Source organism: Luteipulveratus flavus (assembly GCF_029439465.1).
GTDB lineage: Bacteria > Actinomycetota > Actinomycetes > Actinomycetales > Dermatophilaceae > Luteipulveratus > Luteipulveratus flavus.
This window is the reverse complement of record NZ_JAROAV010000038.1, coordinates 48361-61664: the sequence shown is the minus strand read 5'-3', so window position 1 is coordinate 61664 and position 13304 is coordinate 48361. Positions and strand designations below refer to the sequence as shown.

Here is a 13304-nt window from a genome sequence, read left to right as displayed (position 1 = left end):
TGAGCGGAATGGACTCAAGTCTGGTGATGTTGCTCTGGAGGAAGCGGTACGCGCAGTGGCAGGCTTCCAGGTGAAGTCCGGCCCGGCGTACCGCATGCTCTGACCGACCGACCACGGGGAGACGACTGTGGACCTGCAGCTCACCACCAAGGCGCAGGAGGCGCTGGCCTCCGCCGTGCAGCACGCGACGACCTCCGGCCACCCTCAGGTGGAGCCGGCGCACCTGCTGCTCGCGCTCACCGACCAGACCGACACGACCACCGCTCCGCTGCTCGAGGCAGCCGGTACGACCGTCGCCGCGGCCCGCGCCAAGGCCCGGTCCGCGCTCGAGGCGATGCCCGCCGCGTCCGGCTCGTCCGTGGCGCAGCCGTCCATGTCCCGTCAGCTGCTGAACGTCCTGGAGCAGGCGCGCGAGCTGATGGCGGCGATGGGCGACACGTACGTCTCGACCGACCACCTGCTCGTCGGGCTGGCCCGCATCGCCGACCTCGGCCTGGACGCGCAGGCCCTGGAGGAGGCCATCCCGGCCACCCGCGGCGGCGCCAAGGTGACCAGCGCCGAGCCGGCGGGCACGTTCGACGCGCTGGAGAAGTACGGCACCGACCTCACCGAGGCCGCCCGCGAGGGCCGTCTCGACCCGGTGATCGGGCGCGACTCCGAGATCCGGCGCGTCGTGCAGGTGCTCAGCCGCCGGACCAAGAACAACCCCGTGCTGATCGGTGACCCCGGCGTCGGCAAGACCGCGGTTGTCGAGGGGCTCGCCCAGCGCATCGTCGAGGGCGACGTCCCGGAGTCGTTGCGGGACAAGCGACTCGTCTCGCTCGACCTCGGCGCAATGGTCGCCGGCGCGAAGTACCGCGGTGAGTTCGAGGAGCGGCTCAAGGCCGTGCTCGAGGAGATCAAAGGATCGAACGGTCAGGTCGTCACGTTCATCGACGAGCTGCACACCGTCGTCGGCGCGGGCGCGACCGGCGAGGGCGCGATGGACGCGAGCAACATGCTCAAGCCGATGCTGGCCCGCGGCGAGCTGCGCCTCGTCGGCGCGACGACGCTGGACGAGTACCGCGAGCACATCGAGAAGGACGCCGCGCTGGAGCGGCGCTTCCAGCAGGTCTTCGTGGGAGAGCCGTCCGTCGAGGACACCATCGCCATCCTGCGCGGCCTGAAGGAGCGGTACGAGGCGCACCACAAGGTCGCGATCGCGGACTCCGCCGTGGTTGCCGCGGCTTCGCTGTCCGACCGGTACATCACGGCCCGGCAGCTGCCCGACAAGGCGATCGACCTCATCGACGAGGCGGCCTCGCGGCTGCGCATGGAGATCGACTCCTCACCGGTCGAGATCGACGAGCTCCGTCGCATTGTGGACCGCCTCAAGATGGAGGAGCTGCACCTGCAGAACGAGACGGACGACGCCTCGCGCGAGCGGCTGTCCCGGCTGCAGGCCGACCTCGCGGACCGGCAGGAGCAGCTCGCCGCGCTGACCGCGCGGTGGGAGGCCGAGAAGGCCGGGTTGAACCGTGTCGGTGACCTCAAGGCGCGCATCGATGAGCTGCGTACGCAGGCGGATCGCCTTCAGCGCGAGGGGGACTACGCCGGTGCGTCCAAGCTGCTGTACGGCGACCTGCCCGCCCTGGAGTCGGAGCTGACCTCCGCGCAGGAGGCCGAGGCGACGTCCTCGACCGCCGGCGGCTCGGGTGACGCGCCGATGGTGAAGGAGGAGGTCGGAGCGGACGACATCGCGGACGTCATCTCGTCCTGGACCGGAATCCCCGCCGGGCGCCTGCTGGAGGGCGAGACCGAGAAGCTGCTGCGTATGGAGGACGTCATCGGCGAGCGGCTGATCGGCCAGGCCGCCGCGGTGCAGGCCGTGTCGGACGCCGTACGCCGGTCGCGCGCCGGCGTCGCCGACCCTGACCGGCCGACGGGTTCGTTCCTGTTCCTCGGCCCGACCGGCGTCGGCAAGACCGAGCTGGCGAAGTCGCTCGCGGACTTCCTCTTCGACGACGAGCGGGCGATGGTCCGCATCGACATGTCCGAGTACTCCGAGCGGCACGCGGTGGCTCGGCTGATCGGCTCACCTCCCGGGTACGTCGGGTACGAGGAGGGTGGCCAGCTGACCGAGGCCGTCCGCCGGCGTCCGTACAGCGTCGTGCTGCTCGACGAGGTCGAGAAGGCGCACCCGGAGACCTTCGACATCCTGCTGCAGGTGCTGGACGACGGCCGCCTGACCGACGGCCAGGGCCGCACGGTCGACTTCCGCAACGTCATCCTGGTGATGACCTCCAACCTCGGCTCGCAGTACCTCATCGACCCGACGCTGTCGGACGAGGCCAAGCGCGAGTCGGTGATGGGCGCGGTGCGGCAGGCGTTCAAGCCGGAGTTCCTGAACCGGCTCGACGAGGTCGTCGTCTTCGACCCGCTGTCGCAGGCCGAGCTCGCGCACATCGTCGACCTGCAGGTCGCGGCGCTCGCGGCCCGGTTGTCGGACCGGCGGATCTCGCTGCACGTCACCGACGCCGCCCGGCACTGGCTGGCCGAGCAGGGGTACGACCCCGCGTACGGCGCCCGGCCGCTGCGGCGCCTCGTCCAGAAGGAGGTCGGCGACCGGCTCGCCAAGGCGCTCCTGGCGGGAGAGGTGCGCGACGGACAGCAGGTCACGGTCGACCACCCGGAGGGCTCGGACGGCCTCACTCTGGCGCCGGCCCCCGCCGCCGCCTGACGCTCTTCTCGCCGAGGGGCCCACGGATGGCAGGAGAGGCCCACCGATCCACTGCGGATCGGTGGGCCTCTCGAGTACGTGCTGGGCCTCTCACGCTCAGCCCACCTGCCAGGGGTCGCCGCCGCGGTCGTGCACGCCGAGACGAGTCATGATCTGCCGGAAGCGCTCCAGCGGGAGCACCTCGTCCCACACCCAGCGGCCGACCCGTCGGCCGTCGGTGCGTCGGATGCGGTCCTCGCGCCGCTTCTCCTTCCAGAGAACGGCGGCCGCCTCCTCGGCGGTGGCACCCTCCGGCACCTGGTACTTGACGAAGCCGTCGAACTCGCCTGCCAGCCCGAGGTGCTCCCACCAGAAGTCGACGCGAGCCGCCTCGCCGTCCTCGTCGTACAGCCGGACCTGAGTGCGCGGGCGGGGCAGGTTCAGCTGGTACATGCGCGCGCGGCTCAGCGACTCTCCCGGCGACTCCGAGAGCGGATCGGCGAGGTGGACCGCGCGCGCCGCCATCAGCCGACCGCGGGCTCCTCTCGGCACCTTGTTCAGCTCCTGCTCGAGCTCGCGTCGATCACAGAGTCCGTGGCGGAGTGCGTGGTCGATGGAGGCCAGCGCCGACTCCAGCGTGACCTCGCGCGCCAGATCGATCACGGTCCGGACCACCGGGGTGACTCTCACGCCGCCGACCTCGACGGACCGAGGCGGACGCTCGGTGCGCCGCCGACGCACGTCCGGCGAGCGTCCCTTGACGCCGGCGGGCGCAACCCGTTCGACCAGGGTCGGCCACCGCCCGATGATGGGCAGCCCCCACAGGGCCGCGGACGTGTGGTGGGAGAACACGTGCGACTCGGCCGAGTGCCGGTCCACGGCGTACGCGCGCATGATCAGGCGATCGCGCGCCGTCAGGTCGCTCCAGGACGACCCCTGCACGTACAGGCCCTGCCGGAGACGGACGTGAGCCTGGCCCGCGGACGGGGCGGCGTGGACCTGTCGCGACGACCTGAGGAGGTCGCGCAGGTGTGCATGCGACGTGGCGGCTGGCATCCGGGCACGGTGCCATCGTTCGAGCGGGCCGCGTGGTGGTCATCCACAGCCTCAGCGAGAGGCCCACGGCGCGCCCGAGCGGCCCATCGATCCCCTGCGGAACGGTGGGCCGCTGGCGTAGAGGTGGGCCTCTCGGCGAGCGGGCGGGTGAACAGTCGGGCGAGCGGGCGGGGCCGGACCAGAGGGATTACGGGGTGAGAGCAGCGGCGAGCCGGTCGGGGACCTCGTACGGCGTCATGTGTCCCACGCCCTCGATGACCTGCAGCTCGGCCCCGGGGACGGCCTCCGCGATCCGCTCGCCGAGCGTGCGGGGCGTCAGGATGTCGCGCGTCCCGACGACCACGGTGACCGGCACCTGCGCCAGGACGGACGCCGCCTCCGACTCGTCGTGGTCCATCAGCGCTCCGTAGTACGTGCCGTACGTGCCGAGGCGGGCGGCGCCGAGCATGGCCCGGGTCGCGGCGACGTCGGCGGCTGCGGCGACGGTACCGAACTGGCGACGTGCCGACCTGGTCGACATCAGTCGGCTCGGACGGCCGGGAACCCGCGCCGCGAGCGCCATCACCCGGCGCTCGAACGGCAGTCCGGGGCCGCGCAGCCCACCGATCGCGGTCGAGGCGAGCAGGACGCGGCGTACGCGGTCGGCGAAGACCTCCGGGTGCCGGCCGGCGAACGCCATCACGGTCATGCCGCCCATCGAGTGGCCGCCGAGGACCAGCGAAGACGCGGCCGGCACGACGGCGTCCACCACGGTCGCGAGGTCGTCGCCGAGCGCACGGATGCTCTCACCGCGCGGACGCAGCGAGCCGCCTGCGTACGTGGACGCCCCGTGCCCGCGCTGGTCCCACGCGACCACGCGGACATCACCCCGGTCGGCGAGCAGCCGGACGACCGGCAACCAGGACCGGTAGGTGAGGACCCAGCCGTGCGCCAGCACGACGGTCGGCGCGTCGTCGGCGAGGCCGCGCGGGGCATGGACGTACGTGGAGAGCCGGGCGCCGTCGGGCGCGGTCACCTCGTGTCGTTGCAGTGTCAACGGCATGGGACCACCCAACCAGAGCCCGTTACCGCCGGGTACGGGAACGCGGCATCGGATGTGGGCGGTCGGTGAGACGCTGAGGCCATGACCGGATCAGGCGCCTCGCGCGGCTCCTCGGAGCCTCCCGTGCTGTTCTTCGCCGACGCCGCCGAGTGGCGAGCCTGGCTGGAGGCCCATCACGCCGACGAGACCCAGGTGTGGATGGGGCTGTACAAGAAGCACGTGGCCGAGCGCGGCCTGGTCTGGGAGGACGCGGTCGTCGAGGCGCTGTGCTTCGGCTGGATCGACAGCGTCTTCCATCGCATCGATGACGACTCCGTCCGTCAGCGGTGGACCCCTCGGAAGCGGACGAGCACCTGGAGCGCGGTCAACCTCGCCACGGTGGAGCGGCTCATCTCCGAGGGCCGGATGCGCCCGGCCGGGCTCGCGGCGTACGAGGCCCGCCGGCCGGACCGCCAGCGCATCTACAGCTACGAGCAGGAGAGCATCGACTGGCCCGCGGCGTACGAGGAGCGGATCCTCGCCGTCCCGGAGGCGGCGGCGTTCTGGGCGTACGCGACGCCCGGCTACCGCAAGAACGTGCAGGGCTGGGTCGTCGGCGCCAAGCAGGAGGCGACCCGCGAGCGCCGGCTGACCACCCTCATCGAGGACTGCGCCGCCGGCCGGCTGATCAAGAGCCAGCGGTACGGCGGCGAGCCGGGCTGGGCGCGCCGGGCCCGGGAGAGTCTCGGTCTGGTCGCCGAGCAGCCATGACCGCAGGCCTGCGCGCTCCCCGCCGCCGTGTCGAGAGATCGACTCGACGAGGTGGGAACCAATCGCCGGACCCGGACGTCGAACGCGCGATCAGCCTGTCATCCTGCTCCTGCACCGGGGCAGCCGACGACCGGCCGCTCGCGTGTCCACGACAGAGAGGTTCGACGATGCACCTGCGGACGCCCCGCGCCACCCGCACGGCCGCCGCCGCCCTGACCGTCCTCGCGCTCGCTGCCTGCAGCAGTGGTGCGGACGCCAAGAAGAGCCAGGACGACGGGTCCAGCGGCGCCCAGGCCACCCCGCAGCAGCGCCTCGCGCAGGCCAAGCAGGTGATGGACCAGGCGGCCTCGATGCACCTCAAGCTCAGCTCCACCGGCATCCCGTCGAACGCGAACGGCGTCCTCGGCGGCGAGGGTGACGGCACGCACGCGCCGGCGTTCAAGGGCTCCCTGAAGGCCCAGCTCGCCGGTATCCACGCCGACGTCCCGGTGACGGCCGTGCAGGGCAAGGTCTGGGCGAAGCTGCCGATCTGGCCAGACGTCCGCACGATCAAGCCCTCCGACTACGGCGCCCCGGACCCGGCCGTGCTGTTCTCCAAGGACAAGGGCCTCTCGACCCTGCTGCCGAAGACCCAGGACCCCACGTACGGCGCGACGAAGCGCGACGGCAGCGACGTGGTTCGGATCATCAACGGCAAGCTCACCGGCCAGGACGTCACCGGCGTCCTCACCATCGGCGACCCGTCCGTGCAGTACAAGGCGTCGTACGCCGTGACGGACAAGAACGAGGTGCGGTCGATGACGCTGACCGGCCAGTTCTACAACGACGCGACATCCGCCTACACGCTGCGGCTCGACCAGTACGGCAAGACGGTTGACATCAAGCCGCCGGCCTGAGGCGCTGCTCGCCACGGCGTCGGTGGCGGTCGCGCTCGCGGCCGCCGACACCTACGTCGTGGTCCTCGCGCTCGAGGACATGATGTCCGGCGTCGGTCTCGGGATCGACGCCCTGCAGAAGGCGACCCCGATCATCTCCGGCTTCCTGCTGGGGTACATCGCGGTGCTGCCGCTGATCGGTCGGCTCGCTGACCTCGTGGCACGGCAACGGGTGCTCGTCGCATGCCTCGCGCTGTTCGTCCTGGGCTCCGCGGTGACGGCGCTCGCCGTCGAGCTGCCGGTCCTGGTCACCGGCCGGGTCCTGCAGGGCATCGGCGGGGGTGGGCTCGTGCCCGCCACGCTCGCGCTGGTCGCCGACCTGTGGCCGCCCGGGAGGCGCGGCACGCCACTGGGGGTGGTCGGTGCGGTGCAGGAGATCGGCAGCGTGCTCGGCCCGCTCGCCGGGGCACTGATCCTCGCGGTCTGGGACTGGCGCGCCATCTTCTGGATCAACGCGGCGGCAGGCATCCTCCTCGCGGTGCTGATCCGGATCATCGGCGGCCGCGGCGAGCGGACCCCCGTGATCACCGGTCGTCGCCGGTGGTGGGTCCTGGGTTCGGTCGTCGCCGGGCTCGCCACCATCGTTCTGCTCGGCCTCGCGCTCTGGGCGCCCGACCGGCTGGTCTCGGACGTCACGTACGGCGAGCCGTTCGTGCCGTACCCGGGCCACACCTCGCGGCTGTTCACTCAGATCGGGCTGTGGGGCGTCATCGCGCTCGCCGCGACGCTCGTCCTGTCGGCGCCGCTGTGGTGGCCGGTGCTGCGCCGCGCGGACCTGATCGGGGCGGCGCTCATCAGCGTGGCCCTCGGGTCGCTGGTGCTGACGTTCGCGTCGGCCAACCCGGAGAAGCAGGTCGTCGGTCCGCTCGGCTGGTGGTTGCTGCCCGCTGCAGCGGTCGCCGCCGCGCTGTACGTCGTCCGGCACCGCACCGCAGCGGACCCGCTCGTCGCACACGGCGTGATCCGCGGGCGGGTGCTGCCCAGCCTGGTCGTCTCGCTGCTGGTCGGTACGGCCCTGGTCGCCATCGTGGTCGACATCCCGGTGCTCGCACGGCTCACCGGAACGGCGGACCAGACGGAGGCGGCGCTCGTGCTCGTCCGGTTCCTGCTCGCGGTGCCGGTCGGTGCGCTGCTCGGCGGCTGGCTGCTGCGCCGGTACGGCCCCGGCCTGGTCGCCGCTCCCGGTCTCGCGCTCACGGCGGTCGGGCTCGGCCTGATGTCCCGCTGGGGTCAGGGTTCGCTCGACGAGGTCGCGTCCACGGTCGTCCTGGTCGTCGTCGGGCTCGGCATCGGTCTGGCGATCGCGCCGGTCAACGACGCCGCGCTCGCCGACGCGCCGCCGACCCATCACGGCGTCGCGTCCGCGCTGGTCGTGGTCGCCCGGATGATCGGCATGGTGGTCGGTCTCGGCCTGCTCACGGCGATCGGGCTGCACCGGTTCTACGCTCGCATCCAGGCGCTGCCGGACCCGACCGGGGATCAGGTCCGGGCGGCCGGCGTCGTCCAGGTGCAGACGGTGTTCGTCGGCGCGGCGCTGGCGGCGCTCGTCGCGGCCGCCGTGGCGCTGCTGCTCGGCCGGCGGAAGGTCGCTCACCACGACCTCACCGACGAGGACGTGCTCGACACCGAGCCCGTCCACGAGTCCGCGACCACCGCCTGACCGTCCCGCACCCGGCAAAAGCTGGTGGCCGGCACAGCCATGCATGTGCGGGCGACCAGCTTTTGCCGGAGGGGGTGCAGGCGATCAGGTGAAGAGGTAGTCGACCATCTCGGGGCGGGTCGTACGGCGTTCGTACTCGCCGACCGAACCCGGCCACAGCGTCCGGTTGCGCCCACCCCGGTCCAGGTACCAGCTCGAGCAGCCGGACAGGTAGACCGTCCGCTCGCTGCGCCGGTCCAGCTCGGCCACGAACCCCGGCACCACCTGCGGGCGTACGGCCACCGACCGGGTGTGCCGGCGGTCGCGCTCGGCGAGCAGCCGCATGACCAGCCCGACCTGGGCCTCCATGATCTGCAGGTCCGAGGTGTGGCCGAGCAGCGAGTTGGGGCCGAGCAGTAGGAACAGGTTCGGGAAGTGGGGCACGGTCACGCCCAGGTACGTCGTCGCGCCGTCGTCCCAGTCGGCGCTGAGCAGGTGACCGTCGGCGCCCTTGATGCCGAGGTAGCGGTAGGACCCCACGGGGTCGAACCCGGTCGCCAGCACCAGGACGGTCGTGTGGTGGCGCCGACCGGACGTGGTGACGACGGCGTCCCGCTCGATGCGCTCGATCGGGTCGGTCTCGACCGTCACGTCGGGTCGCGCGAGCGCCGGGTAGTAGTCGCTGGACAGCAGGATGCGCTTGCAGCCCATCGGGTAGTCGGGTGTGAGGACCGCGCGCAGCTGCGGCGACTTCACCGCGGAGTGCAGGTTCTCCAGCGCCAGCCGGGACGCCGCCTTCAGCAGTCGCGGCGCACTCGTCAGGCCGCGCTCGCGCAGGTCGCTCGTCGCCTTGAGCCGGGCACGGTGCGCCGCCAGCGCCGTCGGGTGCTGCTCGAAGGTGTCGATCAGCCGGTCGGCGTACTGCCGGTTCGTCCGCGGCATCACCCAGGCGGGCGTGCGCTGGAAGACCGTCAGGTGGACCGCGTCCTCCGCGAGCGAGGGGATGATCTGCACCCCGCTGGAGCCGGTGCCGATGACCGACACGTGCTTGCGCTCCACGGTGGTGCCCGGGTCCCACGTCGCGGTGTGCATCATCTCGCCGGCGAACGACTCCATGCCCGGGATGTCCGGGATGCTGGGCTCGTGCAGGGCGCCGACAGCCAGCACGAGCGATCGGGCGCGCAGGGTCCGCAGCGTGCCCCAAGAGCTGGTCACCGTGACCGTCCAGGTGGAGCTCTCCTCGTCGTACGCCGCGTCCTGCACGGTGGCGTCGAACTCGATGTGCCGGCGGACGTCGTACTTCTCGACGCAGTAGAGCAGGTAGTCCTGGATCTCGTCCGACGGCGCGTACGTCTGCGACCAGTACGGGTTGAGCTCGAACGAGTACGAGTACAGATGGGCCGGGACGTCGCACTCGCAGCCGGGGTAGCGGTTCTCCCGCCAGGTGCCGCCGACCTCCTCGGCCTTCTCCAGCACGACCAGGTCGTCCCGGCCGGCGGCCTTGAGCGCGATGGCCATCGCGATCCCCGAGAACCCGCCGCCGACGATGACGGTGTCGTGGTCCACGGGGAGGCTCATGCACAGCAAGATTAGGTGCTTCGGCGTCCGGCCCTCGGACCCGTTCGAGGGTCGCGCGTCGTTTCCGACCCTGCCCGCAGGTGGCCGCCGTACGATCGGCGCACCCACAGGCCCCGGACCCAGGAGCGCGAGATGTTCACCGTGATGGTGGCCACGATGCTGCTGGTGCCCGTGCTCCTGGTGGGCGTCGTCATGACGGTGATCGTGCTCGCGAGTCGGTCGACCACCCCCGTCCGGGCCCTCGGCGCGTCGGCGCTGCCGCGGTCGGCCCCACCGAGCGGACGCTGGCAGGTCCGTACCCACGCCGGCGGGCAGCTGACGAGTCTCGGCGCCCGCTTCGGTGTCCTCGCGCTGTGGGAGGGTCGGCTTGGCCTGACGTACGACGGCGACACCGCACCGGCCTGGGTGGTGCCGTGCCAGCAGCTGCGGGCGAGTCCCCTCGGGGCGTTCACGCTGTCCGGCTCGGACCTGCGGCTCGAGGGGCCGTTCGGGTCGCTGGACGTCGTCGTCAGCCAGGAGCGGATCAACCGGATCATGGACAACGACCTCAAGGATGCCCGCGAGAGCAGGTACGCCCGAGAGCTGTTGGGCATGCTGCAGGCATCCGGCGCGTACGTCACCGCCTGACACGGGCGGACCACCACGACCTGAGAGGAACACACGTTGCGGATCGGCGTTCCGAAGGAGTTCAAGGAGGGCGAGACGCGCGTCGCGGCAACCCCGACGACCGTGCGACAGCTCATCGGCCTGGGGTACGGCGTGCTGGTCGAGGCCGGCGCCGGTGTGAGATCGGCGTACCCGGATGCGGCGTACGCGGAGGCGGGAGCCGGCGTGGTCAGCACCGTCGAGGTGTGGGACTGCGACATCGTGCTCAAGGTCAACCAGCCCACGGACGCCGAGGTCGGGGTGATGCGGTCGGGGACGACGTTCGTGTCGCTGCTCAGCCCGGCGCTGAGCCCGGTGCTGCTCCAGCAGCTCGCGGGCCGTGGCGTCACGGCGCTGGCGATGGACGCGGTGCCACGGATCTCCCGGGCGCAGTCCCTGGACGTGCTCTCCTCGATGGCCAACCTGGGCGGCTACCGCGCGATCGTCGAGGCGGCGCACCAGTTCGGCTCCCTCTTCACCGGCCAGGTCACCGCAGCCGGAAAGGTGCCCCCTGCAAAGGTTTTCGTCATCGGTGCCGGTGTCGCCGGCCTCGCGGCGATCGGTACGGCGTCCAGTCTCGGCGCCGTGGTCCGCGCCTTCGACGTACGGCCCGAGGTGGCCGAGCAGGTGGAGTCGATGGGCGCCGAGTTCGTCCGCCTCGACCTTCCGGACGCGCAGGAGACGCCCTCGGCCGACGGGTACGCCACCGTGATGTCCGGCGACCTCGAGCGGCTCGCGATGCAGATGTACGCCCGCGAGTGCGCGGACGCCGACATCGTCATCACGACGGCGCTGATCCCGGGCCGGGCCGCGCCACGACTCGTCACCGCGGAGACGGTGGCGGCGATGCGGCCCGGTTCGGTGATCGTCGACATGGCCGCCGCGAACGGCGGCAACTGCGAGCTGTCCGAGGCCGACGAGATCGTCGTCAGCCCGAACGGCGTCCGGATCGTCGGCTACACCGACCTGCCCGGCCGGCTGCCGACCCAGGCGTCCCAGCTGTACGGCACGAACATCGTCAACCTGATGACGCTGCTGACCCCGGAGAAGAACGGGCAGCTGCGGCTCGACCTGGACGACGTCGTCCAACGTGGGATCACCGTCACCCACCGCGGCGAGGTGACCTGGCCACCGCCTCCCGTCCAGGTGTCGGCAGCACCGGCGCAGGCCGCCCCGGCGGTGGCGGCACCGGTGCCGGCTGCGCCGCCGAAGCCACCGGACCCACGACGCCGTTACGCCGGAATGGCCCTGGCCGCAGCGCTGTTCGCGCTCGTGGCCGCCTTCTCGCCCGCCTCTTTCCTGGGCCACTTCACCGTGTTCGCGCTCGCCGTGATCGTCGGCTTCTACGTGATCTCCAACGTCGCGCACGCCCTGCACACCCCGCTCATGGCCGAGACGAACGCGATCAGCGGCATCATCCTGGTCGGCGCGCTGCTGCAGGTCGGCAGCGACAACTTGCTGGTCCGGGTGCTCGCGCTCGGCGCCACCGTCGTGGCGAGCATCAACATCTTCGGAGGCTTCGCGGTCACCGGCCGGATGCTGAAGATGTTCGTCCGAGAGGACGCGCGATGACCGACAACCTCGTGCAGGCCGCGTACATCGTCGCCGCCGTCCTCTTCGTCCTCTCGCTCGCCGGGCTGTCCAAGCACGAGTCTGCGCGCCAGGGCAACGCGTTCGGCATCGTCGGCATGGTGATCGCGCTCGGGGCGACGATCTGGTTCGCCGCCGACCGCGCGTCCGACCCCGGCCTGACCCTGACGCTGATCCTGTGCGCGATGGCGGTCGGCGCGGCGATCGGCCTGTGGCGTGCCCGGGTCGTCGAGATGACCGCGATGCCCGAGCTGGTCGCGATGCTGCACAGCTTCGTCGGCCTCGCGGCGGTCCTGGTGGGCTACAACTCGTTCAACACCTCGGGCGGCCTCACCGGCTCGGAGGCGAACATCCACCTGGTCGAGGTGTTCCTCGGCGTCTTCATCGGGGCGGTGACGTTCACCGGCTCGGTGGTGGCCTTCCTCAAGCTGTCCGCGCGCATCCCTTCCCGGCCGCTGATGCTGCCGCACCGCCACCTGCTCAACCTCGGCGCGCTGGTCGTGTCGGCGTTGCTGCTCGTGTGGTTCACGGCCGCCGAGTCGTGGATCCCGTTGGTGCTCATGACGATCGTCGCGCTCGCCTTCGGCTGGCACCTGGTCGCCTCCATCGGGGGCGGCGACATGCCGGTCGTGGTGTCGATGCTGAACAGCTACTCGGGCTGGGCGGCCGCCGCGGCTGGGTTCATGCTGGGCAACGACCTGCTGATCGTGACCGGCGCGCTCGTCGGCTCCTCCGGCGCGATCCTCAGCTACATCATGTGCAAGGCGATGAACCGGTCGTTCGTGTCCGTCATCGCGGGCGGGTTCGGGTCGGACGGCGGCGTGTCGGGCGAGGAGCGTGACTACGGCGCGCACCGCGAGGCCAACGCCTCCGACGTCGCCGCCCTGCTCGCGCAGGCGAGGTCGGTCGTCATCACGCCCGGCTACGGCATGGCGGTCGCCCAGGCGCAGTACCCCGTCGCCGAGCTGACCTCACGGCTGCGGGCCAAGGGCGTCGACGTCCGGTTCGGCATCCACCCGGTGGCCGGCCGGCTACCCGGTCACATGAACGTCCTGCTCGCCGAGGCGAAGGTGCCGTACGACATCGTGCTCGGGATGGACGAGATCAACGGCGACCTGGCCCGTACGGACGTCGTCCTGGTCATCGGCGCCAACGACACGGTGAACCCCTCGGCGGCCGAGGAGCCCAGCTCGCCCATCGCGGGGATGCCGGTCCTGCGGGTGTGGGAGGCCAAGGACGTCGTCGTCTTCAAGCGGTCGATGGCCACCGGTTACGCCGGTGTCCAGAACCCGCTGTTCTTCAAGGACAACAGCCAGATGCTGTTCGGCGACGCGAAGGAGCGGGTCGAGGACATCCTGCGGTCGATCTGAG

General features: G+C 71.5%; 10 protein-coding genes. 7 read left to right on the top strand and 3 right to left on the bottom strand.

Annotated features, from left to right (window positions below):
• Positions 1–127: 127 nt before the first annotated feature.
• Positions 128–2719 (top strand): ATP-dependent chaperone ClpB, encoded by a 2592-nt coding sequence (gene clpB, locus P4R38_RS15735; protein WP_277193002.1) that lies wholly within the window; start codon positions 128–130, stop codon positions 2717–2719.
• A 96-nt stretch (positions 2720–2815) separates the two neighbouring features.
• Here the strand turns inward: clpB and P4R38_RS15730 are convergent, their stop codons facing one another.
• Positions 2816–3754, bottom strand: coding sequence for a hypothetical protein (locus tag P4R38_RS15730; protein WP_277193001.1), 939 nt, complete (start codon positions 3752–3754; stop codon positions 2816–2818).
• 187 nt (positions 3755–3941) lie between these two features.
• Entirely contained in the window at positions 3942–4769 is an 828-nt protein-coding gene (locus P4R38_RS15725) for an alpha/beta fold hydrolase (RefSeq protein WP_277193000.1), read from the bottom strand.
• 108 nt (positions 4770–4877) lie between these two features.
• Here P4R38_RS15725 and P4R38_RS15720 point away from each other — a divergent pair, with 108 nt between their 5' ends.
• The 3 genes from P4R38_RS15720 to P4R38_RS15710 all read left to right on the top strand — a co-directional run bounded on the left by P4R38_RS15720 (position 4878) and on the right by P4R38_RS15710 (position 8141).
• On the top strand, positions 4878–5546 hold the full coding sequence (locus P4R38_RS15720; RefSeq protein WP_277192999.1) for a YdeI/OmpD-associated family protein: 669 nt from the start codon (positions 4878–4880) through the stop codon (positions 5544–5546).
• 167 nt (positions 5547–5713) lie between these two features.
• Positions 5714–6442, top strand: a complete 729-nt coding sequence (locus P4R38_RS15715) for an LppX_LprAFG lipoprotein (RefSeq protein WP_277192998.1) — start codon at positions 5714–5716, stop codon at positions 6440–6442.
• Positions 6420–8141: an MFS transporter gene (locus P4R38_RS15710; RefSeq protein WP_277192997.1), complete on the top strand. Its 1722-nt coding sequence runs from the start codon at positions 6420–6422 to the stop codon at positions 8139–8141. Before P4R38_RS15715 ends, P4R38_RS15710 begins: the two co-directional genes overlap by 23 nt.
• A gap of 84 nt (positions 8142–8225) precedes the next feature.
• Here P4R38_RS15710 and P4R38_RS15705 read toward each other — a convergent pair whose 3' ends face one another.
• Positions 8226–9698, bottom strand: coding sequence for a flavin-containing monooxygenase (locus P4R38_RS15705; RefSeq protein WP_277192996.1), 1473 nt, complete (start codon positions 9696–9698; stop codon positions 8226–8228).
• 132 nt (positions 9699–9830) lie between these two features.
• Between P4R38_RS15705 and P4R38_RS15700 the strand changes: the two genes are divergently transcribed.
• Genes P4R38_RS15700 through pntB form a run of 3 tightly spaced genes read left to right on the top strand, consistent with a single transcriptional unit; the run spans position 9831 to position 13303 of the window.
• Positions 9831–10325 (top strand): hypothetical protein, encoded by a 495-nt coding sequence (locus P4R38_RS15700; protein ID WP_277192995.1) that lies wholly within the window; start codon positions 9831–9833, stop codon positions 10323–10325.
• Positions 10326–10361: 36 nt separating this feature from the next.
• Positions 10362–11915, top strand: a complete 1554-nt coding sequence (locus P4R38_RS15695) for a Re/Si-specific NAD(P)(+) transhydrogenase subunit alpha (RefSeq protein ID WP_277192994.1) — start codon at positions 10362–10364, stop codon at positions 11913–11915.
• Positions 11912–13303 (top strand): Re/Si-specific NAD(P)(+) transhydrogenase subunit beta, encoded by a 1392-nt coding sequence (gene pntB / locus P4R38_RS15690; protein WP_277192993.1) that lies wholly within the window; start codon positions 11912–11914, stop codon positions 13301–13303. Before P4R38_RS15695 ends, pntB begins: the two co-directional genes overlap by 4 nt.
• The last annotated feature ends 1 nt before the right edge of the window (position 13304 follow it).